Source organism: Sulfitobacter sp. OXR-159 (assembly GCF_034377145.1).
Classification (GTDB): Bacteria; Pseudomonadota; Alphaproteobacteria; order Rhodobacterales; family Rhodobacteraceae; genus Sulfitobacter.
Genome location: NZ_CP139707.1, coordinates 1517777 through 1540538, shown reverse-complemented (window position 1 = coordinate 1540538; position 22762 = coordinate 1517777). Strand labels below are relative to the sequence as shown.

The 22762-nt window shown below is 61.4% G+C and carries 25 protein-coding genes; 15 read left to right on the top strand and 10 right to left on the bottom strand.

Annotated features, from left to right (window positions below; translation table 11 throughout):
* Positions 1-90 precede the first annotated feature (90 nt).
* The 7 genes from T8A63_RS07955 (at position 91) to T8A63_RS07925 (ending at position 6563) form a co-directional block, all read left to right on the top strand.
* Complete coding sequence (locus tag T8A63_RS07955; RefSeq protein ID WP_322345461.1) at positions 91-1179, top strand: OmpP1/FadL family transporter; 1089 nt, start codon at positions 91-93, stop codon at positions 1177-1179.
* 110 nt (positions 1180-1289) lie between these two features.
* Complete coding sequence (locus T8A63_RS07950; protein WP_322345460.1) at positions 1290-2222, top strand: DMT family transporter; 933 nt, start codon at positions 1290-1292, stop codon at positions 2220-2222.
* Positions 2223-2234: 12 nt separating this feature from the next.
* The gene (locus T8A63_RS07945; RefSeq protein WP_322345459.1) at positions 2235-3095 is read left to right on the top strand and encodes an ATPase; all 861 of its coding nucleotides are present in this window, start codon (positions 2235-2237) and stop codon (positions 3093-3095) included.
* A gap of 57 nt (positions 3096-3152) precedes the next feature.
* On the top strand, positions 3153-4070 hold the full coding sequence (metA, locus tag T8A63_RS07940) for a homoserine O-acetyltransferase MetA (protein ID WP_322345458.1): 918 nt from the start codon (positions 3153-3155) through the stop codon (positions 4068-4070).
* Entirely contained in the window at positions 4054-5034 is a 981-nt protein-coding gene (locus T8A63_RS07935; RefSeq protein ID WP_322345457.1) for an alpha/beta hydrolase, read from the top strand. The genes metA and T8A63_RS07935 overlap by 17 nt, the downstream gene beginning before the upstream one ends.
* Positions 5035-5083: 49 nt before the next feature.
* Positions 5084-5953 carry a polyphosphate kinase 2 gene (ppk2, locus tag T8A63_RS07930; protein WP_322345456.1) on the top strand — a complete coding sequence of 290 codons (870 nt, stop codon included), beginning with the start codon at positions 5084-5086 and terminating at the stop codon, positions 5951-5953.
* Positions 5946-6563, top strand: coding sequence for a TetR/AcrR family transcriptional regulator (locus T8A63_RS07925; RefSeq protein ID WP_067629863.1), 618 nt, complete (start codon positions 5946-5948; stop codon positions 6561-6563). The genes ppk2 and T8A63_RS07925 overlap by 8 nt, the downstream gene beginning before the upstream one ends.
* Positions 6564-6865: 302 nt before the next feature.
* Here T8A63_RS07925 and T8A63_RS07920 read toward each other — a convergent pair whose 3' ends face one another.
* Entirely contained in the window at positions 6866-7861 is a 996-nt protein-coding gene (locus T8A63_RS07920) for an LLM class flavin-dependent oxidoreductase (RefSeq protein ID WP_322345455.1), read from the bottom strand.
* A 237-nt stretch (positions 7862-8098) separates the two neighbouring features.
* Between T8A63_RS07920 and T8A63_RS07915 the strand changes: the two genes are divergently transcribed.
* Complete coding sequence (locus tag T8A63_RS07915) at positions 8099-8446, top strand: hypothetical protein (RefSeq protein ID WP_322345454.1); 348 nt, start codon at positions 8099-8101, stop codon at positions 8444-8446.
* Positions 8447-8484: 38 nt separating this feature from the next.
* Positions 8485-8745, top strand: a complete 261-nt coding sequence (locus tag T8A63_RS07910) for a hypothetical protein (protein ID WP_322345453.1) — start codon at positions 8485-8487, stop codon at positions 8743-8745.
* Positions 8746-8922: 177 nt separating this feature from the next.
* On the opposite strand, the gene rpsI is transcribed toward T8A63_RS07910, so the two are convergent.
* The 3 genes from rpsI to T8A63_RS07895 form a co-directional block, all read right to left on the bottom strand.
* A complete protein-coding gene (rpsI, locus tag T8A63_RS07905) occupies positions 8923-9423 on the bottom strand; it encodes a 30S ribosomal protein S9 (protein WP_067629875.1) in 501 nt (166 codons plus the stop codon).
* A gap of 2 nt (positions 9424-9425) precedes the next feature.
* Positions 9426-9887 carry a 50S ribosomal protein L13 gene (rplM, locus tag T8A63_RS07900; RefSeq protein WP_067629878.1) on the bottom strand — a complete coding sequence of 154 codons (462 nt, stop codon included), beginning with the start codon at positions 9885-9887 and terminating at the stop codon, positions 9426-9428.
* A 160-nt stretch (positions 9888-10047) separates the two neighbouring features.
* The gene (locus tag T8A63_RS07895; RefSeq protein WP_322345452.1) at positions 10048-11463 is read right to left on the bottom strand and encodes a PLP-dependent aminotransferase family protein; all 1416 of its coding nucleotides are present in this window, start codon (positions 11461-11463) and stop codon (positions 10048-10050) included.
* A gap of 144 nt (positions 11464-11607) precedes the next feature.
* Between T8A63_RS07895 and T8A63_RS07890 the strand changes: the two genes are divergently transcribed.
* Complete coding sequence (locus tag T8A63_RS07890; RefSeq protein ID WP_322345451.1) at positions 11608-11805, top strand: DUF1127 domain-containing protein; 198 nt, start codon at positions 11608-11610, stop codon at positions 11803-11805.
* 146 nt (positions 11806-11951) lie between these two features.
* On the opposite strand, the gene T8A63_RS07885 is transcribed toward T8A63_RS07890, so the two are convergent.
* A complete protein-coding gene (locus T8A63_RS07885; RefSeq protein WP_067629887.1) occupies positions 11952-12380 on the bottom strand; it encodes a PaaI family thioesterase in 429 nt (142 codons plus the stop codon).
* A gap of 58 nt (positions 12381-12438) precedes the next feature.
* Here T8A63_RS07885 and T8A63_RS07880 point away from each other — a divergent pair, with 58 nt between their 5' ends.
* From T8A63_RS07880 to gluQRS, 4 genes are all read left to right on the top strand, one after another.
* Positions 12439-13224: an enoyl-CoA hydratase gene (locus tag T8A63_RS07880; protein WP_322345450.1), complete on the top strand. Its 786-nt coding sequence runs from the start codon at positions 12439-12441 to the stop codon at positions 13222-13224.
* Positions 13225-13501: 277 nt separating this feature from the next.
* Entirely contained in the window at positions 13502-14842 is a 1341-nt protein-coding gene (gene trmFO / locus T8A63_RS07875; protein ID WP_322345449.1) for a methylenetetrahydrofolate--tRNA-(uracil(54)-C(5))-methyltransferase (FADH(2)-oxidizing) TrmFO, read from the top strand.
* A gap of 53 nt (positions 14843-14895) precedes the next feature.
* Entirely contained in the window at positions 14896-15510 is a 615-nt protein-coding gene (locus T8A63_RS07870; RefSeq protein WP_067623898.1) for a class I SAM-dependent DNA methyltransferase, read from the top strand.
* Complete coding sequence (gluQRS, locus tag T8A63_RS07865) at positions 15507-16364, top strand: tRNA glutamyl-Q(34) synthetase GluQRS (RefSeq protein ID WP_322345448.1); 858 nt, start codon at positions 15507-15509, stop codon at positions 16362-16364. The genes T8A63_RS07870 and gluQRS overlap by 4 nt, the downstream gene beginning before the upstream one ends.
* A gap of 9 nt (positions 16365-16373) precedes the next feature.
* On the opposite strand, the gene hisI is transcribed toward gluQRS, so the two are convergent.
* On the bottom strand, positions 16374-16733 hold the full coding sequence (gene hisI / locus T8A63_RS07860) for a phosphoribosyl-AMP cyclohydrolase (RefSeq protein ID WP_322345447.1): 360 nt from the start codon (positions 16731-16733) through the stop codon (positions 16374-16376).
* Between the two features lie 75 nt (positions 16734-16808).
* On the opposite strand from hisI, the gene T8A63_RS07855 reads away from it, so the two are divergent.
* Positions 16809-17270: an iron-sulfur cluster assembly scaffold protein gene (locus T8A63_RS07855; RefSeq protein WP_132443293.1), complete on the top strand. Its 462-nt coding sequence runs from the start codon at positions 16809-16811 to the stop codon at positions 17268-17270.
* 195 nt (positions 17271-17465) lie between these two features.
* On the opposite strand, the gene T8A63_RS07850 is transcribed toward T8A63_RS07855, so the two are convergent.
* The 4 genes from T8A63_RS07850 to ctrA all read right to left on the bottom strand — a co-directional run bounded on the left by T8A63_RS07850 (position 17466) and on the right by ctrA (position 22695).
* On the bottom strand, positions 17466-17594 hold the full coding sequence (locus T8A63_RS07850) for a hypothetical protein (protein ID WP_259944545.1): 129 nt from the start codon (positions 17592-17594) through the stop codon (positions 17466-17468).
* 99 nt (positions 17595-17693) lie between these two features.
* On the bottom strand, positions 17694-19784 hold the full coding sequence (recG, locus tag T8A63_RS07845; protein ID WP_322345446.1) for an ATP-dependent DNA helicase RecG: 2091 nt from the start codon (positions 19782-19784) through the stop codon (positions 17694-17696).
* Positions 19781-21901 carry an NAD-dependent DNA ligase LigA gene (gene ligA, locus T8A63_RS07840; protein WP_322345445.1) on the bottom strand — a complete coding sequence of 707 codons (2121 nt, stop codon included), beginning with the start codon at positions 21899-21901 and terminating at the stop codon, positions 19781-19783. Before ligA ends, recG begins: the two co-directional genes overlap by 4 nt.
* An 86-nt stretch (positions 21902-21987) precedes the next feature.
* Positions 21988-22695, bottom strand: a complete 708-nt coding sequence (gene ctrA, locus T8A63_RS07835; protein WP_067626480.1) for a response regulator transcription factor CtrA — start codon at positions 22693-22695, stop codon at positions 21988-21990.
* Positions 22696-22762 lie beyond the last annotated feature (67 nt).

The window sequence follows — 22762 nt, the reverse complement described above, 5'->3', positions numbered from 1 at the left end:
CAGTGATTGACGCAAACGGCAGCTATCCGCTTAGACTATTTCTAACCTGTGCCGGGGAGGAACCGCACAGAAGTCTTGGGAGGAAAGCAAATGAAAACCTATTTCTTGGCAATTCCGGCACTGTTGGCATCTACGGCACTTGTTCACGCTGGCGGCATCGATCGGTCCGGCCAATCCATCAACGCCCTGTTTGAAAACGGGCGCTATGCCGAGTTCAGCTTCGGGCATATCTCGCCCGACACCTCGGGCACCTCGGTCGCGGCCCTCGGCAGCCGCAATTCAGGCAATGCCACAGAAAGCTACATGCAGTTTGGCGCCGCCTATAAGGCAGACATCAACGACAAGCTGTCCTATGCGATCATCTATGACCAGCCCTTTGGCGCTGACATCGATTATCCCACAGGGACCGGCTACTACGCCGCAGGGGCGCAGGCTGATCTTGACGCGCACGCTCTGACCGGCCTGCTGCGCTACCGGATGAACGACAACTTCAGCGTTCACGGCGGTCTGCGCGTGCAAACCATCGAAGCCACGGCAGCTGTCCCCTTCGTGGGCGGCTATACGGTTGATGGGGATCGCGACACAGGCGTCGGCTATGTTGCTGGTGTCGCCTATGAGCGCCCCGACATCGCCATGCGCGTGGCGCTGACCTATAATTCCAGCATCGACCATGACGTTGACACCACCGAGTTCGGCGCAGTCATGAGCACAACCGAAATCGAAACGCCGCAATCGGTTAATCTCGACTTCCAGACCGGAATCGCGGCTGACACGCTTCTGTTCGGTGGCATCCGCTGGGTTGATTGGTCGTCCTTCGATATTTCTCCGGCTGCCTATGCAGGCGCCACGGGTGGCGCTTCCCTCGTGAGCTATGAGAACGATGTTTTCACCTACTCGCTGGGTGTGGGCCGCCGTCTGAACGACAACTGGTCGGTCTCTGCTTCCGTTGGCTATGAGAAGTCCGAAGGCGGCTTTGCCTCCAACCTCGGGCCGACCGATGGCAACAAAAGCCTCGCGCTGGCCGCCGTCTATACCCGCGACAATATGAGAATCACCACCGGCGTGCGCTACGTCAACATCGGTGACGCAGAGACGGCCATTCCGGGCTTTGCCCCGGCAGCGGACTTCGAAGACAACGATGCCGTGGCCTTTGGTGTCAAAGTAGGTTTCACTTTCTAATCCACACCGTAGCTGTCGAGATCACGCCGCCCGATCCCCTCGGGCGGCGTTTTTTATGCATGCGCATCTTTCGGGTCGTGCCGATCCGTGGAACGCCCTAAACCCAAGCCATGATCACACAGAAAACCATCCCCCCGCGCGCTTGGATTGAAATGGGCTTTCTCGCTCTGCTCTGGGGCGCGTCCTTTGTCGCCGTGCGGGTGGCGCTGGATGAGATCGGGCCGCTGACCTCAGTCGCGCATCGGGTGTTCTGGGCAATGCTGGTGCTTTGGGGAGCGGTCGCCGTTATGCGCTTGCCGCTGCCGCGCGATCCGCGCATCTGGGCGGCCTTCCTGCTGATGGGGCTGTTGAATAATGTGATCCCCTTCTCGCTGATGGCATGGGGGCAGCTGCATATCCCCTCTGGCCTGACCTCAATCCTCAATGCCGCCACGGCGATCTTTGGCGTGCTGGCCGCCGCGATCTTTCTCGCGGATGAGCGCATCACCCCGCGCAAGGCGATTGGCGTCTGCCTTGGCTTTGCCGGGGTCAGCACCGCCATCGGGTTGGAAAACCTCACGAATTTCGACCTCGGCAGCCTTGGGCAGCTTGCCGTGCTGGGCGGGGCGATGTCCTATGCCATGGCGGGTGTCTGCGCGCGCAAACTGCTGCCGGACCAGCCGCCGCAACTGGCCGCCGCCGGGATGCTGACAGGGGCCACGCTGATCATGCTGCCGCTGGCATGGGTGGTCGAAGGGCCGCTGACGCTCGACCTTGCCCCGGCCACGCTCATGGCCATTGCCTATTACGCGCTGGCTGCCACGGCGCTGGCCTATCTGCTTTATTACCGGGTGCTGGGCATGGCGGGCAGCAGCAACCTGATGCTGGTCACGCTGCTGGTCGCACCCGTCGCGATCCTGCTGGGCGCATGGCTGCGCGATGAAACCCTGCGCCCTGCCGCCTACAGCGGCTTTGCCTTGCTGGCGCTCGGCCTTCTGGTGCTCGATGGCCGCATCTGGCGTCTTGTCAAACACTGGGGTAATCAGGGCAAAGAAAGCACTTAACCTTGGTGACCCATGCTCTACCCCACGGCTGATGACTGGCGCGCGGCCCCGCGCCGCAAAGTTCTGATCTTTGGCATGTCGGGCTTGGGCAAGACCCATCTGTCCAGCCTGCTGCGCGCCAGCGGAGATTGGTTTCACTACTCCATCGACTACCGTATCGGCACCCGCTATCTGGGCGAACTGATCGCCGACAACGCCAAAGCCGAGGCGATGAAGGTGCCCTTCCTGCGCGATCTGCTGCTCAGCGACAGCATCTACATCGGGTCCAATATCACCTTCGACAATCTATCGCCCGTGGCCACGTGGCTAGGCAAGCCGGGCGATCCGTCGCGCGGCGGCCTGCCCATGGCGGAATACGCCAAACGCCAAGAGGCCTTCCGTCGGGCCGAGATCAGCGCCCTGGAAGACACCGCCTATTTCGCCACCCGCGCCGAGGCGCTCTATGGCTATCCGCATTTCATCTGCGACACCGGTGGCTCGATCTGCGAATGGGTCGACCCCGAAGACCCCTACGATCCGCTGTTGCAGCAATTGGCCGAGGAATGCCTGCTGGTCTGGATCAAGGGCGACGAGGCCCATACCGAGGAACTCATCCGCCGTTTCGACAAAGCGCCCAAACCGATGGCCTATCAGCCCGAATTCCTTACCCGGGCATGGGCCGATTATCTGGCCGAAAAGAACATAACCGAAGACGCGGTGAACCCCGACGATTTCATCCGCTGGACCTATGCCGCTGCCCTGTCACACCGCCAACCGCGATATGAGGCGATGTCCAAATGGGGCGTCACCATCACCCCTGCCGACATCGACGCGCTGAACGCTCCCGAAGACTTTACCGATCTCATCGCCCGCCACCTGCCCGCGGGCGGTTGAACCCGCCCCGTCCAAGATTATCTGACTGCACTGGCTACCCCCTGAAAGACCTGTCTCATGCCCATCAAGATCCCCTCCCGCCTGCCCGCCTTCGACGTTCTGCGCAACGAAGGGGTCATGGTGCTGGACGAGGAACTGGCATCGCGGCAGGACATCCGCCCGCTGCGCATCGCGCTGCTGAACCTGATGCCTAAGAAAATCCAGACCGAGAACCAGTTCGCCCGGCTGATCGGGGCCACCCCCTTGCAGATCGAACTGAGCCTCATCCGTATGTCCGATCACCAAGCCCGCAACACCGCCGCCGAACATATGGAAAGCTTCTATCGCCCCTTCGAGGAGATGAAGGCCGAGAAATTCGACGGGCTGATCATCACGGGCGCGCCGATTGAGCATCTTGAGTTTAACGAGGTGACCTATTGGGACGAATTGGGCGAGGTGATGGAATGGACCCAGACCAACATCCACTCCACCTTTGGCGTTTGCTGGGGCGGCATGGCGATGATCAACCATTTTCATGGGGTCAAGAAACACATCCTGCCCGACAAGGCTTTCGGCTGTTTCCGCCATCGCAACCTTGCGCCCGCCTCGCCCTATCTGCGCGGGTTTTCGGACGATTGCACCGTGCCCGTCTCCCGCTGGACCGAGATGCGCCAAGACGAAGTGAACACGCACGCGGGCCTCACCACGCTTTTGGGTAGCGATGAAGTCGGCCCCTGTTTGATCGAAGACCCCGCGCACCGCGCGCTCTATGTCTTTAACCATTTCGAATACGACCGCGACACGCTCAAGCAGGAATATGACCGCGACGTTGAGAATGGCGTGCCGATCAACGTGCCCTGCAACTACTACCCCGAGGATGACCCATCGCGCACCCCGGTGAACCGCTGGCGCAGCCACGCGCATCTGCTTTATGGCAATTGGATCAACGAGATATACCAAACCACCCCCTTCGATATGAATGAGATTGGCCATTAAACTGCTGCTTGCCCTTCTGCTCGGGCTGGCGCTGCTGGTGGCGCTTGTCCAATGGCGCGCCGCGCGGCATGAGGCGCGGGCCGAGGCCAGCCACCCGCCCGAGGGCGAGATCATCACGGTGGATGGCCTGCCGGTCCATGCCAAGGTTATCGGCAGCGGGCCGGATCTGGTGTTGATCCACGGGGCCAGCGGCAACCTGCGTGATTTCACCATGGGTTTCGCGGAACGGCTGAGTGATCGCTACCGCGTCATCATGTTCGACCGCCCCGGCATGGGCTATACCGCCCGCCTGCCCGGTGCGCGCGGCGCGTGGAACCCGCTGGGGGAATCGCCCCAAGAGCAGGCCGCGCTGCTGCAAAAGGCTGCCGACCAGCTTGGCGTCGAAAACCCCATCGTGCTGGGCCACTCTTTTGGCGGGGCCGTGGCGCTGGCTTGGGGGGTGCAGCGGCCCAAAGACACCGCCGCACTGGTGCTTGTCTCTGCCGTGTCAGAGCCTTGGCCGGGCGGGCTGGGCTGGCTTTACAACGTCAGCGCCTCACGGCTTGGTGGTGCGCTCTTTATCCCCGCCGTCACCGCCTTTGTCCCCGAAAGCGTGGTGCAAAGCAGTATTGAGGCGATCTTTGCCCCGCAGACCGCGCCCGAAGGTTATGCCGAACACATCGGCACCGGGTTGACCCTGCGCCGCAGCGCCAGCCGCGCCAACGCCCAGCAGGTGCACCAGCTTCGCCCCCATGTGGTTGAAATGGCCGCACAATATGACCATCTGACCATGCCGGTCGAGATCATCCACGGCGATGCCGATACCATTGTGCCAATGCATATCCACGCCGAGGAATTGATCAAAGACATCCCGAACGGCGCGCTCACCCGACTGCCCGGCATGGGCCATATGCCCCATCATGCCGACCCGCAGGCCGTGGTCGACACAATCGACCGCGCCGCTACCCGTGCGGGTTTGCGTTAAGCGCCTTAACATCCCATATTGAAACAAGAACAACCCGCAAGGAGCGCCCATGGACCTGCCCTTTGACGGCGCAATCAGCGCCTTTTTCGACAATGACGCCCCCGAGGACATCCGCCAAGCGATCCAGCGGGCCGACAAGGATGACATCCTCTCGCCCTCCTACCCGCATGACGAGCGCCTTTCGCGCAAGACCTATGAGCGCGACTACGAACGGCTCCAGATCGAAATGGTCAAACTGCAATCTTGGGTGCGTGAGACCGGCCAACGGGTGGTCATGGTTTTTGAGGGCCGCGACGCCGCCGGAAAAGGCGGCACCATCCGCCGTATGCGTGAGAACCTAAGCCCCCGTTCTGCCCGTGTCGTCGCCCTGTCAAAACCGACTGAGACGGAACAGGGTGAGTGGTATTTCCAACGCTACATCAAACACTTGCCCACGGCGGGCGAGATGGTATTTTATGACCGCTCTTGGTACAATCGCGGCGTGGTGGAAAAGGTTTTCGACTTTTGCACCCCCGAACAGCGCGCGCATTTCTTTGAACAAGTCACCCCGTTTGAGCAGATGCTCGTCGAAGATGGCATTCACTTGATCAAATTCTGGCTCAACGTGGGCCGGGCCGAGCAGTTGCGCCGCATGTTGTCGCGCGAATCCGATCCGTTGAAGCAATGGAAGCTCAGCCCGATCGACGTCAAAGGTCTTGCCAAATGGGAAGAATATTCGAGCGCCATCGCCGAGACCCTGCTGCGCAGCCATACAGATGAGACCCCATGGACGGTGATCCGATCCGACGATAAGCGCCGCGCCCGACTGGCCGCGATGCGCCACCTGCTGAACCGCTTCGACTACCCCCAGAAAGACGCCAAAGCGATTGGCAAGATCGACGACGAGATTTGCGGCGGGCCGGACATCTGGGATGCCTAAGCGCGGCTATCATCACGGCAACCTGCGCCAAGCCTTGATCGACGCAGCACTTGAGTTGATCGAACAGCGCGGCCCCACGGGCTTTACCCTCTCCGAGGCCGCCAAACGCGCGGGCGTCACCCCGGCGGCAGTCTATCGCCACTTCGAAGGCCGCGAAGACCTGATCGCCGAGGCCGCGCATCAAGGCTATGATATCTTTGCCGAATTGATGGAATTTGCTTACGAATCCGGCCAGCCCTCAGCCCTCAAAGCCTTCGAGGCCACGGGCCGCGCCTATCTGGCATTCGCACGCAAATACCCCGGCCATTACATCGCCATGTTCGAATCCGGCATCTCGGTGAACCGCACCCCGGAACTGGCCCATGCCGCCAACCGCGCCAATGGCGTGCTGGAGCGCGCAGCATCCGACCTCAGCCAGCATATCCCGGCAGACAAACGCCCGCCGGCTTCGATGTTTTCGGCCCATATCTGGGCGATGAGCCACGGCGTGGTCGAACTTTTCGCCCGCAACTCCCCCGGCCGCGCCTCGCCCTTCCCAGCAGACGACCTGCTGGAAACCGGGATCGGGATTTACCTGCGCGGGCTGGGATTGGTCAGCCCCGACGAGTGACGGTCGATCTGCCGCACAGGTATCATCGAAGCCTTTAATCTCTGATTCTCACCACAAGGAGATGAGAGATGCCTATCTTAACCAAATTGCAGACACCGTCTGAATTAGCATTCGGACGAAGTCTGAGACCAGGATCCCAAATCATGCTACCGAACTGCATTGAACGGACAACAGTGGTTGACCAAGTCACAGTTCGTTACAATGCATTTCACTACCTAGAAGATCCTAAAATAGTAAGAATAGATGTAATCTGGCGCATCCTGTAGTTCTTTACGGGACAGGACTTATTTCCGGGCCGTCTTTCACTGACCCACCCTCATGTCTTGCATCACATCCGCCGCAATCTCAAACGAGCGCAACCGCGCCGCGTGATCGTGGATTTGCCCGGTCAGGATCAACTCATCCGGGCGGTGCTGCGCGATCATCGCCTCTAGCTGACGTTTCACGGTTTCAGGACTGCCCACGGCGGACACCCGCAGCGCATGATCCACCCCCTGCCGCATCCCTGCGCCAATCTCGGCGTCTATGTCACGCACCGGCCGTGGCAGCTTGCCGGGGCGGCCAGTGCGCAGACGGGCGAATGCCTGCTGCATGGTGGTGCGCAGATAGGCGCCCTCTTCATCCGTATCGGCGCCGAATACGTTAACCGCGAGCATGAAGCGCGGCGCGGGGCAGGCTTCGGAAGGTTTGAAATCACGACGGTAGATGGCCGTGGCCTCCTCCAACGCATCGGGCGCAAAGTGAGAGGCAAAGGCATAAGGCAGCCCAAAATGCGCCGCCAGTTGCGCACCGTATAGCGAGGACCCGAGGATCCAGATCGGCACATGCGTCCCCTCACCCGGATGCGCACGGACGGGCGAGCGCGGATCGGCGTCACCCAGATAAGCCATCAACTCGGCCACATCATCGGGGAAGTGATCGCCGCCACTCATGCCGCGCCGCATGGCACGCATCACCGCCTGATCGCCGCCCGGCGCACGGCCTAGCCCCAAATCGATCCGGTCGCCATGGATCGCCGCCAAGGTCCCAAACTGCTCGGCAATCGCCAAAGGCGCGTGGTTGGGCAGCATCACCCCGCCCGCCCCAACGCGAATATCCTGCGTGTGGTCCGCCACATGCCCCAGCAAAACCGATGTCGCCGCCGAGGCGATGCCCGGCATGTTATGATGCTCAGCCATCCAGAAGCGGTGATAGCCCTTGGCTTCGGCCAATTGGGCCAACGCGACGGAATTGGCGATGGCGGTGGCGGTGTCTGACCCTTCGGGCACCGGGGCAAGGTCTAGAACCGAATATTGCATGTCTGTCTCCTGTGTTCCGCCTGATATAGGCAGCCTCCCCCCCGCCCGGAACCGCAAGGCGCAGAAAAACCAAACCCTTGGGCGAATTTAGCGACATTCCCAATGTTATGTTATAACGCATGCCAGCTATGCGTAGACGGTCCTTGCGGCTCCCCCATGGCGGGCATATCCGAAAGACCTTCACAACCAGACCTCGCCAGTCTCCGACAAGTCACGGTCCAAAACTAGGCAAATGCCATGAATATCAAACACCTTATCGGGTTCGGCATCACCGCTGGACTGCTCTCTTCTGCCGTCTATGCGCAGGACAACATCACCACGGGCTTTGACCCGGTGATCGAAGACCGTCCCGCCGTATCGGCCATTGGCTGGACCGCCGGCGTTTCCGCTGCGACACTTTTCAACACGTCGGACGATTTTGACCACCTCGACAACGAGGTCGAAGGTTTCGTTGAGCTGACCTACGGCGGCTTCCACACTGGTCTCAGCGCGACTTCGCTGTACCAAGACCCCACAGATGATGTCGAAATCGAAGTCGACCTCGGCTATGGCGCGGACTTTGGTCAGGGCACTACGCCTGGCTGATTGGGTCCAAAGACCACGGCGAAGAAATCACCGCGACGTTGGGTTTCCCTGTTGGCCGTGACGTGACGGGCGCATTCGCCGTGATCATCGACCCCGACAATGGCGAAAGCGATCAAGAAGTGGCGTTCGAGGCGCCCCTGTCCGAGCGTTGGACCGCCGTTGGCCTGATCGGCAACAGCGACCGCGATGATAATATCTATGCCGAAGCGGTGCCGTCTATGACTTCGGCGATGGCGTCAGCCTTGAAGCGCTCTACGAAGACACCAACGATGGTGACGGCGTTCTGGGCTTCACCGTGAGCTACGAAATCGGCGGCTAATCCCGCAAGGGATCATCCCTGATCTTGACCAAGGGCCGTTGCGGGAAACCGCAGCGGCCTTTTCTCATGACCCCGTGGCCAGCCATGCCCACTGCCCGCCCCCAACGAAAAAGGGCCACCCCGGAGGGCAGCCCTTTCGCAAAGTTGATCGGTAAGCTTAACGCTTGGAGAACTGGAAGCTCCGGCGCGCTTTGGCCTTACCGTATTTCTTCCGCTCGACGACGCGGCTGTCACGGGTCAGGAAACCTGCCGCTTTCAGCGCACCGCGCAGGGAGGGATCGTAAAGCTGCAGCGCCTTGGAGATGCCGTGCTTAACCGCGCCCGCTTGACCGGACAGACCGCCGCCTTTGACAGTTGCGAACACGTCGAACTGGCCTTCGGTGTTGGTGATGCCGAAAGGCTGCGCGAGGATCAGCTGCTGCACGGGGCGCGCGAAGTATTCGTTCTGCGGCTTGCCGTTCACGATAACCTTGCCGGAGCCGGGCTTGATCCAAACGCGGGCGACCGCGTCTTTACGTTTGCCGGTGGCATAGGCGCGGCCCAGTTCGTCACGAACCGGCTCACGCGGGGTCATTTCGGTTTCGGTGCCCTGCACGCCGCCGATGTTCTCGGTCACGGCTGCTTCGAGACCGTCGAGGGATTTGATTTCGTCAGCCATGCTCATGCACTCCGCGTGTTTTTCTTGTTCAAGGATTTAACATCCAGAACTTCGGGGCTCTGCGCCTCATGGGGGTGATCGCTACCTGCATAGACGCGCAGGTTGGTCATGATCTGGCGGCTCAGGCGGTTGCCGGGCAGCATGCGCTTGACCGCTTGGGTCACAACACGCTCAGGATGCGCGCCCTCAAGGATCTGTGCCTTGGTGCGCGACTTGATGCCACCGGGGTGGCCGGTGTGCCAGTAGAAGTGCTCTTCGCGCTTCTTGCCGGTCATCTGCACCTTGTCGGCGTTGATGACGATCACGTTGTCGCCGCAATCCATATGCGGTGTGAAGGACGGCTTGTGCTTGCCGCGCAGGCGCGTGGCGATGATCGAAGCGAGACGGCCCAGCACGACGCCTTCGGCGTCGATGATGATCCATTTCTTGTCGATATCTGCCGGTGTCGCAGAAAAGGTTTTCATGGATGAATTCCCGTTTAAGGTTGGTCGGAACGAGGAATCCCCGCCCGGTGTCTGATGGAGGGGTTATAACCACCTGCATCGCCGGGTCAAGCGCAGCAATCACGGATTACGTAAGCAAAATCAGTGGCTTATGATTTAGGTATAATAATACCCCATATTTCTACACGCTGATCTGCTCTGGCGGATTGTCCAAGAGACAGCGCAGCCGCTGCATCGCCGCCTCAAATGAGCGCAGAGAGACATGGGCGTTCACCGCGATGCGCACCGCATGGGGCGCGCGGCCATCGCGCAGGGCGAATTCATCGGCGGAACGGATCTGCACGCCCTGCGCCTCTGCCGCGCGGCAGAAGCCCGCTGCGCGCCAACCCGGCGGCAGGTGCAGCCATAAGAAGGGCACGTCACGCGACCATTGCAATTCATGCCCGCCCAGATGGTTGACCGCGACCTCGACATATTCCGCCAGTCTTTCGCGGATGTCGGCACAGATGCCCTTCAGCCGCGGATCGGTGAGCAGAATCCGCGTCGCCTCGGCCAAAGGGCGGGCAAGGCCGAAGTACCCGTATTCCGCCACCCGCCGCAGGTCCGCCGAGCGCCCCGCCGGGGCCAGCGCAAAGCCGACACGCAGCGCGGGGGTCAGTTCCTTTGAAATCGAAGAGACGTGCCAGACATGTTCCGGCCAGAGCGAGCGGTAGCTCGGCGCGCGGGCAGAGCCCATGCGGTAGCAATCATCCTCCAGAATCTCTAACCCGTGCCGCTTGGCGACCTCCAGCAGCGCGCGCCGCCGTTCGAGGCTTGTGTGGCTGCCGGTTGGATTGTGCACCTCCGGCGTGGTGCAAAACACCTGCGCCCCACTGTCGCGCGCGGCCTTGTCCAACGCCTCGGGCAACACGCCGTCTTTGTCCATCGCCACGCCAACCACTTCGGCGCGCAGCACCTCCGCAGCCCGGCGGAACCCGGCGTAGGAGAGGTCTTCGACCAGCATCACCGGCTTTGGCCCCGACAAGATGGCCTGAAGTACCAATACAATCGCGCTTTGCCCGCCGTGTGACAGCACAACGTCGCGCTCGCTCAGCGGCCCGAGGGACAGATGCGACAGCCAGTCGACCACCGCTTGGCGCACCGGGGCATAGGCATCGCGGGTGGGATAGTTCATCAATTCTTCGCCCGGCACATCCGCCACCTGCCGCAGAGCGCTGCGGATCAGGGCCACTTGCCCCATGTCTGGTAAGCGCGGGCTAAAAAGGCTGACCGCATCGGTATCGGAGATCTCTAACTCTTTGATCCAGCTATCTTGTTCGCGATTCCAGACATCTTCGCGAATGGCGGCTTGCGGCGGGGCGACAAAAGTGCCCCGGCCGACCTCGGCCTCCAGCAAACCTTCGTCCGTAAGAATGGTATAGGCCCGCGCCACGGTGCCGGGGGTGATCCCCAATTGCCACGCTAGCTCGCGCACAGGCGGCAGCTTGTCCCCCACGGCCAGTGCACCGGATGTGACCCCCTCGCGGATCGTGAGGGCGACGAGTTTGTACTTCGGTCCCTGCCCTTCGGCGAGGGTTGGCTGCCAAATTGTACCCATTACAATATTCCTGTGGTCAAATTGTATCGCACTTTGTACCCTTGTACCTGTAGGCTTTCTACACTTTGTGTCAATACATTTTCGCCAATACAAATTCAAGGAGTTCTCCCCATGACACAGGCTCGCCCTCTTAGCGCTGATGCAATGACATTGATGACATACCGCGCCCTGCCGGTCCCTGCAGTGATCGCGCTGCGCTTTGCGGCGGTCGTGACCACATGGGCGGCCCGCCGACGCACCCGCCTCGCGCTTGCAGCGCTTGAGCCGTGGGAGCTTGATGATGCGGGACTTACACCGGAACAAGCCTCAGCCGAGGCTTCCCGCGTGTTCTGGCAGGCGTAACTTCCCTGTGGCGTTCGCCAGACCTCTTCCTGGGCCGGGTTTGCCCGGCCCTTTTTTATTGCGTTCGGGTCGATCCACAGCCCGGTATCAAACCGCAGGCGCCGGGCCATCGGCTGCCCGTCCCGGCGGGCTGGCGCTGGCCCTCCTTATCCCATCGACGCAGGCGGAATCGCATAGGTCAGGCTCGCCCGCGCCACCGGCTTATCCGACCCTTCGGAATAGATCAGCACATCCGTCACCGACAACTGCCGCCCCAGTTTAAGCAGCTTGGCATGGGCAACCAGCGGCACATCCGCCAGCGGCTTGCGCATGAAATCGATCGAGCAATTCGTCGTCACCGCCAGCGCCTTGGGCCCGATCATCGCAAGCGTCGCGAGATAGGCCGCCACATCCGCCAGCGCGAACATCGACGGGCCCGACACCGTCCCTCCGGGCCGCAGATGGCGGCGGCTGGTCAACAGACGCATGGTGATCTCATTCTCGGCGACGTGATCCACGGCGAAATCATCCGCCACCTGATCAAACACCTCCCGCATAAAGGCTTCCAACGCCTCTGCATCCATCACCACGGCCATACTTGTCCTCCCTGCTGTCCTCGGCGTAACGTTGGCGCGACCAGCTTGGGAGGGCAAGGTGACAATTCTTGACGTTACGGCACAAGGGCCGGTGACCCACCTGCGCATGAACGCACCCGAGCGGCTGAACGCACTGTCGGACGAAATGCTGGCCGCCCTGCACAGCAAACTCGACGCCTTGGCCGAAGACCGGCAAACACGTGTCATTATCCTGTCGGGCGCAGGAAAAGCCTTTTGCGCGGGCCACGACCTGCGCCAGATGACTGCCATGCGCCAAGCCGAGGACGGCGGAGCCGCCGCCTTCAAAGACCTCTTCGACCGCTGCGCCGCCCTCATGGCCCGCATCCAAAGCCTGCCGCAGCCCGTCATCGCCCAAGTCCACGGCATCGCTACCGCCGCTGGCTGCCAGCTTGTCGCCACCTGCGACATGGCCATCGCCGCCGAGGACACCCGCTTTGGCGTCAACGGCGTGAACATCGGCCTTTTCTGTTCAACCCCCATGGTCGCCCTGACCCGCAGCATCCCGCGCAAACAAGCGTTTGAGATGCTGACCACCGGTGATTTCATCTCAGCCCCCCGCGCTGCAGAACTGGGCCTGATCAACCGCGCCGTGCCGGGCGAGCAGCTGGCTACTGAGACTAACGCTCTAGCCGAAAAGATCGCCGCCAAACTCGGCACCGCCGTCGCCCACGGCAAAGGCGCATTCTATCAACAGATGCATCTGCCCACCGACCAAGCCTACGACTTCACCGGCGACATCATGGTGCGCAATATGCTTGAGGCTGACACCCGCGAGGGCATCGACGCCTTCTTGGAAAAGCGCGCGCCCGACTGGCAGCAGTGATTGTTTCCAAATTTGCGCAACAGTGTTGCCACGCAGGGGCTGGCAAATCTGGCAAAATCGGGGCACTGTTATATTAGGGTACAGAAACCCTAATGATTTTGGGTCGCCGACGGCGGAAGGTCCCTCCGGGTCAGCCTCTCACTGACCGACCATTCCCGCAGCGGCGACCCCAAAACCATGCCCGGCCAAGCGCGCGTGCCGCGATATTTTAGCGCGCATCAGCCCGCCCCCGCTCTTGCCTGTTGCGCGCGAACCCGCCCTGCCCTACATCGCCCCCATGACAGATACATTGCACATCATCGGCGGCGGCATGGCCGGATCAGAGGCTGCTTGGCAAGCGGCGAACGCGGGCGTGGAAGTCGTGATCCACGAGATGCGCCCCAAGGTCGAAACCTTTGCCCACCAAACCGGGCTTCTGGGCGAGATGGTCTGCTCCAACTCCTTCCGCTCGGATGATGACGAGCAAAATGCCGTGGGCCTGCTGCATTGGGAAATGCGCGCCGCCGATGGCCTCATCATGGCCTGCGCCGACAAAAACCGCCTGCCCGCTGGCGGCGCACTGGCGGTAGACCGCGACCCCTTTGCGCAGACCGTCACCGACACGCTGCTCGCACACCCCAATATCACCGTCGAATATGGCGAAATCACCGAACTGCCAAAAGACGGCAAATGGATCATCGCCACCGGCCCGCTGACCTCTGGCGCGCTGGCCGAGGCTATCGCAGCCGAAACCGGGGCCGAAGCGCTTGCCTTTTTCGACGCCATCGCGCCTATCGTCTATTTCGACAGTATCGACATGTCGAAAGCATGGATGCAGTCGCGCTATGACAAGGGCGAAACCGAGGAAGAGCGCACCGCCTACCTCAACTGCCCCATGGACAAGCAGCAATACGACGATTTCATCGACGCGCTGCTAGAGGCTGACAAAACCGAATTCCGCGAAGGCGAGACGGCAGGCTATTTCGATGGCTGCTTGCCCATTGAAGTGATGGCCGAACGGGGCCGCGAGACCCTCCGCCATGGCCCGATGAAGCCGGTTGGCCTGACCAACCCACACCAGCCCGACGTCAAAGCCCATGCCGTTGTGCAACTGCGCCGCGACAACAAGCTTGGCACGCTTTACAACATCGTCGGCTTTCAGAGCAAAATGAAGTACGGCGCGCAAACAGATGTTTTCAAACAAATTCCGGGTCTGGAAAATGCGCGTTTCGCCCGTCTCGGCGGCATTCACCGCAACTCGTTCATCAACTCGCCCACGTTGCTTGACGACCAAATGCGCCTGCGCAGCCGCGACAATATCCGCTTTGCCGGGCAGATCACCGGCGTCGAAGGCTATGTCGAAAGCGCCGCGATGGGCCTGCTCGCGGGTCGCATGGCCGCGGCTGAGATCAAGGGCGGCAGCCTGCCAACCCCGCCCGACAGCACTGCCATGGGCGCGCTGATTACCCACATCACCGGCGGGGCGGATGCGAAAACCTTTCAGCCGATGAACGTGAACTTCGGCCTATTTCCGCCGGTCGAAGGGCTTAAATCGGGCCGTCGCGGGCGCAAAGACCGCTACAAAGCCTATACCGACCGCGCCAAGGCAGATTGGCAGGCATGGCTTGATCAAGGTTAACCCGTCCCGGGTTAACACTGGATCCTCCTGCCCATCCCCCATATCCTAGGGGAATGACAAAACATTATTTCGACAAAGCCTACGCGGCGCGGGACACACAGGTGATCCGCAGCCTTTATGACGAATGGGCCGGCAGCTACGACGAGGATATCAAAGCGCAGGGCTATGCCACGCCCGACCGCGCCGCCGCCACGCTCGCTGAATTTCTGGATGACAAAGACGCCCCGATCTTCGATATCGGCTGCGGCACAGGGCTGTCTGGCGCGGCCCTAAAACAAGCGGGCTTCACCACCATAGACGGCGGCGATGTCTCTGCCGCCATGCTAGCAGAGGCTCGAAAAAAAGATATATACCGCAATCTGTTAGAGCTCGAAGTTGATGCCCCCCTTCCCTTCGCGCCCGGCACCTATGAGGCGATCAGCGCCATTGGCGTGATCGGTCCCGGAGCCGCGCCGATCACATTGTTCGACACGTTGATGCATGGATTACAAAAGGGCGGTAAACTTCTGTTTTCGCTTAACGAAAAGGCGCTCGAAGATCGCGGCGCCTTGGGTATGATTCATGAGTGGACCGACTGCGGTGCGGCGATCCTGCTCTTTGCAGAGGAAGGCCCGCACCTGCCCGGCATCGACCTGAAGTCTACCGTCTATCTGATTGAAAAGAATTGACACTTACCACCAGATTTGCCCCATCCCCGACCGGTCCGCTGCACCTTGGCCACGCCTATTCGGCACTCTTGGCCCATGATCTGGCCAAAGCAGCGGGGGGAGAGTTCCTGCTGCGGATCGAAGATATCGACCAATCCCGCGCGCGACCCAAGTGGGAGGCGCAGATCTACGAAGACCTCGCATGGCTTGGTATTGACTGGCCGCACCCCGTGATGCGCCAATCCGACAGGATGGCGGCCTACCGCGGTGCCCTTGATGACCTCTGGGCGCGCGGCCTCGTCTATGCTTGCACTTGCAACCGCCGCGACATCGCCGCGGCCACCAGCGCCCCGCAGGAGGGCGCAGAGCCCGTCTATGGCCCCGACGGCCTGATCTACCCCGGCACCTGCCGTAACGCGGGCCATCCAAAAGCCTCCGGCGCGCTGCGGCTTGATATGCGTAAAGCTTTGGCTTCTTTGGGCAATCGCGCGCTGAGCTTCACTGAAAACGGCCATGGCCCGAATGCTGAAACCGGCGCGGTCACCTTCTCCCCGGATCAGCTTATTGTCACGGTCGGTGATGTGGTCTTGGCCCGGCGCGACATGGGCACGTCCTACCACCTTTCCGTCGTGCTCGACGATGCCGCGCAGGGGATCACGCTGGTCCCGCGCGGGGCCGACCTTTTTGAGGCGACCTATATCCATGTTGTGCTGCAGGCTTTGCTCGACCTGCCAACGCCGCATTATCACCATCACCGGCTGATCCGGGATGACGGCGGCAAACGGCTCGCCAAACGCGATGACGCCCGCGCCATCGCGCTCTACCGTGAGAATGGAATGACGCCCGAGGATATTCGTTCTATGGTAGGGCTTTAGCGCGCGGACTTAATCCACAGGCCTCATCAGTTCGACTTCTTCACCATTCTGGATCCCGGTGTAAAAGCAACTGCGCCGCCCAGTGTGACAGGCGGGACCAGTCTGGTCCACAAGCACCAACAGGCAATCGCGGTCGCAATCGATCCGCATCTCAACCAGTTTCTGCACATGGCCACTGGTTTCGCCCTTTACCCAGAACGCCTGCCGCGAGCGGCTCCAATAGGTGACCTTGCCCGTCTCAAGGCTGCGCGCGATGCTCTCTGCGCTCATCCAGGCCAGCATCAGCACCTCATGTGTCTCCGCGTCCTGCGCGATGGCGGGGATCAGGCCCGCCTCGTTGAACTGAAGGCTTGCAGGATCGAAAGTCATCGGGCACCTCGTGGAAATATTTGCATCTGTCTCTGCGGCGCTTATGTAGGGTTTCAGCACGAAAAGGAACAGCCCATGTCGGATGAGACGGACCTCATCAAGCTCTACTCCGCGCGTATCTTGGCGCTTACCGCAGAGATCCCGCATCTGGGCCGGATGGAGGCCCCGCAGGCCAGCGTGAAGCGCCGCTCGCCACTGTGCGGTTCGACCGTAACGGTTGATGTGCGCGTTGAGGAAGGCCGTCTGGCCGAGATGAAACAGGACGTGAAAGCCTGCGCCCTGGGGCAAGCGGCTGCGGCCGTTGTGGGCGGTGCAGCACCCGGTGCCTCGCTCACGCAGATCACAACTGCCCGCGATCAACTGCGCGCCATGCTCAAGGGCGAAGGGCCAGTGCCGGACGCTCCCTTTGACGGTTTCGAAGTGCTAACCCCTGCCTCGGCCTATAAAAACCGCCATGCCTCCATCATGCTTAGCATCGAGGCGCTGACAGAGGCGATGCAACAGGCCGAAGCCCCGGCGGAAGCTGGCGAGCGCTAAGCGCAGCCTGCCGCAGCCCACCTCCCCCAATATTCAACAAAAAAAACGCCGCACATCCTGCGAAGGATGGCGGCGTCAGTCGGCGTTCCTCATGTTGGGACCCGCTTTGCCAGAGGCCGACGCGGACAGGCAAGTCGGTGCATCAAATTGGGACGGATGCAGCAGACAAAGCGGCATGAGAGCCTTTGGCAGAACTCAGATAAAGGCGGGCAGATGTAACCCAACGACCAGCATCACGATCAAAGCGGCGGCCCCTGCTGCATCTTGCAGCAATGTGGCCTGCGATCTGAGGGCGATAGATTTCAGGGCAGTGTAAGTCATCATCAGTACCTCCTTATCTTTGTTGCCCATTTGTTCTCATTTTTACCCGCCTGTGTAAAGAACTTTTTGAGAACATACGCGAACATAAAGAGAGTTTAGGCGCTAACCCACTGTTATCAAACGGATCGCCTCGTCCTGCCGCATGAGCCATAGCAGCAGCCTTACCGCCCTGCCGCGCGGCCCTTCGAGGGTGGGATCATCAACCAAAAGCTTTCGGGCATCCGATTGCGCCACCGCCATCAAACCCGCCTGACGCTCCAGATCGGCCACGCGAAAGCGCGGCACGCCCGATTGCGCGGTGCCGATAAGATCGCCCGTGCCGCGCATTTTCAGATCAGTTTCGGCAATGACGAAACCGTCTTCGGATTCGCGCAGCACCTCAAGCCGTTGCCGGCCCGTATCGCTGAGGGGGGCTTGATACATCAAAAGACAGGTCGACGCCCCGGTGCCCCGCCCAACACGGCCGCGCAGCTGGTGCAACTGCGCAAGGCCGAAAATCTCGGCCCGTTCCACCACCATGATCGTCGCATTGGGCACGTCCACGCCAACTTCGATCACCGTGGTGGCCACCAGCACTTTGGTCTCTCCCGCTTGGAAGGCACGCATCGCCGCGTCTTTTTCGGCGGGCGGCATCTGCCCATGGACCAAGCCAACGACCCCTTCGCCCAACGCCGCGCGGAGCCGTTTGAACCGGTCTTCCGCTGCCGTCAGGTCGCTGACCTCGCTTTCTTCCACCAGCGGGCAAACCCAGTAGCATTGCCGCCCTTCGCTGATGGCGTGACGCATCCGGTCGATGACCTCATCCATCCGTGAGGTCGAGACCAGCGCCGTGCGAATGGGCTGCCGACCGGGCGGCTTTTCGTCAAGGATGGAGACATCCATATCACCGTATTGCGCCAGCGCCAGGCTGCGCGGGATCGGTGTGGCGGTCATCACCAGCACATCAGCCAGCCGCCCCTTGCGGCCCAATTCCAGCCGCTGCCGCACGCCAAAACGGTGTTGTTCGTCGACCACCGCAAGGCGCAGATCGGCAAAGCTCACATCCGCCTGAAACACCGCATGGGTGCCGACGAGGATCTGGATGTCGCCGCGATCCAGTGCCGCGAGCTTGGCCCGCCGCTCTGCCCCTTTGTCGCGCCCGGTGAGGAGTTCCAGCACCACGCCCGCCTGTTCCGCCAGCGGTTGCAGCCCCATAAGGTGCTGACGTGCAAGGATTTCCGTCGGCGCCATCAGCACCGCTTGCCCGCCCGCCTCAACGGCGCGCAAAAGCGCCATGAAGGCGACCAGCGTCTTGCCCGCCCCCACATCGCCCTGCAACAGCCGGTTCATGCGTGTCTCGCGGCCCATGTCGGCGGTGATCTCTTCGACGGCGCGCTGCTGTGCGCCGGTGGGCCGATAGGGCAAGGAAGACAACACCCGCTCTTGCAAACGCCCGTCGCCCCGGTTCGCCCGCCCCATCTTGCGCCGCTCATTCTGCCGCGCCAAGGCGAGGGTCACTTGATGGGCAAAAAGCTCATCATAGGCCAACCGCTCCCGCGCCGGGGCCGTGGCGGTGAGGTCTTGGGCGTTCTGCGGGTCATGCGCGGCCTCTGCGGCGGCGGCGAAATCGGGCCAAGGGGCCTGCGCTACCTGCCCGGGATCGGCCCATTCCGCCACCACCGGCAGCCGTTTCAACGCGCCTCGGGTGGCCTTGTACATTACCTTTTGCGTCAGCCCAGAGGTGAGCGGATAGACCGGCTCAAAGTCAGGAATATCGCCCGCTTGATCTTCCGGCACGGCGAAATCCGGGTGGACCATCTGCGCCATCCCGTCAAAAAACTCCACCCGACCCGAAACGATGCGGCAGCTGCCCTCGGGCAATTGCCGCTGCCAGTAGTCGCCGCGCGCGTGGAAATAGACCAGTTGGAAACTGGTCTGCGCGTCCTCGACCGTGATGCGGTAAGCACCGCCTTTGCTGCGTGCCGGACGGTGCGCGCCGATGGTGACGGCCACGGTGAGTGTCGCAGGCAGATGCGCGTCCTTCACACTGTCGCGCAGACGGCGGTCGACACCGGAGTGCGGCAGGGTAAAGATCAGATCGCGCGGCGCTTGGATGCCCAACTGGCCCAGCAACTGCGCTGTCTTTGGCCCCACCCCTTCGAGCGTTTCGAGCCCCGCAAAAAGCGGGAAAAGCTGTTCCGGCCTACCGCTCATTTGCCTTCGATCAAGGCGAGCCAGCCATCTTCATCCATCGTCTCGACCCCCAGATCGGCGGCCTTCGTGGCCTTAGACCCCGCCCCCAGCCCGGCGACCAGAATATCGGTTTTGCCGCTGACCGAGCCTGAGACCTTGGCCCCCAAACGCTCCGCCCGGGCCTTGGCCTCAGCCCGGCTCATCTTCTCCAAAGTGCCGGTAAAGACGACGGTCTTGCCTGCGACAGGGCTGCCTTCGGTGTCGGGGCGTTCCGCCGGAATCACGGTCAGATGCGCCACCAACCGGTCGATTGAGGCGCGCTCTGCCTCTTGCGCAAAGGCCGAGACCAGCGAGCCCGCCATGACGCTGCCGACACCATCGACGCCAATCAGATCATCCCAAGCGGGGCCGTCGAGCCCGCGCGCCTCGGCCATGGCAGCCTCAAAACTGTCCCAATCGCCGTAGTGCAGCGCGATCAGGCTCGACGCCGCCTCGCCAACATGGCGAATACCAAGGGCAAAAATCAGACGCGCCATCGGTATTTCACGGCGATCTTCGATGGCCTGAAACAGGTTATCCGCCGATTTCGGCCCCCAGCCTTCGCGGTTTTTCAACTGCTGCACGCCGGTGCCGTAACGCTCTTTCAAGGTGAAAATATCCGCAGGCTCCGCGATCCAGCCGTCATGGTAAAACTGTTCGACCTGTTTGGCCCCCAGACCGTCGATATCAAATGCCTTGCGGCTGACGAAATGGATAAGCTTTTCAACGGCCTGCGCCGGGCAGATCAACCCACCGGTGCAGCGCCGCACCGCATCGCCCGGCTCCCGGATCGCATCCGACCCGCATTCGGGGCAGGTGGTGGGATAGACAAAGGCCTCGGCATCAGAGGGACGTTTCGACAGGTCCACGTCGGCCACTTTGGGGATCACATCGCCCGCGCGGTATATCTGCACCCAATCGCCCACGCGCACGTCCTTGCCGCCGCGGATTTCGGCGCCCTTGCTGTCGAGCCCTTTGATGTAATCTTCGTTGTGCAGCGTCGCGTTGGAGACGACGACCCCGCCCACCGTGACCGGCTGCAACCGCGCCACGGGCGACAAAGCACCGGTGCGCCCAACTTGAATGTCGATCCCCTCAAGCCGGGTCCACGCCAATTCGGCGGCGAATTTATGGGCGACGGCCCAACGCGGCGTGGTGGAGCGAAAGCCAAGCCGTTCCTGAAGCGCGAGATCGTCGACCTTGTAGACGACGCCATCAATGTCATAGCCCAGCGTGGCGCGCTGCGCTTCGATCTTTTCGTAATGGGCGACCATATCACTTGGCCCGTCACAAAGCGCGGTCAGAGGGTTGGTCGAAAATCCCAGTTCCGTCAATCGGTCAATTGCGCCCTTTTGCGTCTCAGCCAAGGGTTCCGAGAGCGCACCCCAAGCATAGGCGAAAAACTGCAATGGCCGGACGCGGGTAATCTCTGCGTCGAGCTGCCGCAGGGATCCGGCGGCGGCATTGCGCGGGTTGGCAAAGGTTTTGCCGCCCCTTTCTGCCTGCCGCGCGTTCAGTGCCGCGAAATCGGCGTGGCTCATATAGACTTCGCCGCGCACCTCCAGCAGGTCCGGCGCGTTCTTTAACTCTTGCGGGATGTTTTCAATGGTGCGGGCGTTGGCGGTGACATTTTCGCCCACCGCGCCATCGCCCCGCGTGGCGGCCTGCACCAGCACACCCTTTTCGTAGCGCAGGGACAGCGACAGCCCGTCGATCTTGGGCTCGGCCGTATAGGCCAGTGGCGCATCCGACCCCAGCCCAAGGTACTTGCGGATCCGGGCGTCGAACTCAGTGACTTCCTCGGCGTCGAAAGCATTGGCGAGCGAGAGCATCGGCACCGCATGCCGCACTTTGCCGAACCCTTCGGCGACCGGCGCGCCGACTTGCTCTGACGGGCTGTCAGCGCGCTTGATGTCGGGGAAGCGCGCTTCGATCGCGGCATTGCGCCGTTTGAGCGCGTCATAGTCCGCGTCGGAAATTTCTGGTGCATCTTCCGTATGATAGGCGGTGTTCGCCTCGTTCAGCACCTCGGCCAGCCGAACCAGTTCCGTCTCTGCCTGCGCTTTGGTCAGCGCTTCAACCTCGATCTGGGATGTCACGATCTGCCCCCGATATTGTCACCTGTGGCTTAGATAGGTGGCGATCAGGGGCAGGTCTAGCGATTTCAGGCTCGGTTGATGGCAGTTCAGGCGCTGGCGGCCAGATCCATCTGCGCCGGTTCGGGGTCGCGCAGCACATAGCCCCGGCCCCAGACAGTTTCGATATAGCTCTCTCCGCCTGTGGCTTGGCTGAGCTTTTTGCGCAGCTTGCAGATAAAAACATCGATGATCTTCAGTTCAGGCTCATCCATGCCGCCATAGAGGTGGTTGAGAAACATCTCTTTGGTCAGGGTCGTGCCCTTGCGCAGGCTCAGCAGTTCCAGCATCTGATATTCCTTACCGGTCAAATGCACGGGGCTGTCGTTGACGCTGACGGTCTTGGCATCAAGGTTCACGGCGACTTGCCCCGTCTCAATCACCGATTGGGAATGACCCTTGGAACGGCGGATGATGGCGTGGATCCGGGCCACCAATTCTTCGCGGTGAAATGGTTTGGTCAAATAATCGTCGGCACCAAATCCAAATCCCCTGAGTTTGTTTTCCGTATCGTCGGACCCCGACAGGATCAGGATCGGCGTTTCAATCCGCGCCAGCCGCAATTGGCGCAGCACATCATGGCCGTTCATATCCGGCAGATCGAGGTCGAGCAGGATCAAATCATAGTCATAGAGCTTGGCCAGATCGATTCCCTCTTCGCCTAGGTCAGTGGCATAGACGTTAAGATTCGCATGGGTCAGCATGAGTTCAATACTGCGAGAGGTCGTCGGGTCATCTTCAACTAACAATACACGCATTCGGTTTCTCCGGCTCATCTAGGACGATTGGCTAATCTTGAGCAAAAAAGGTTAACTACCCGTTACC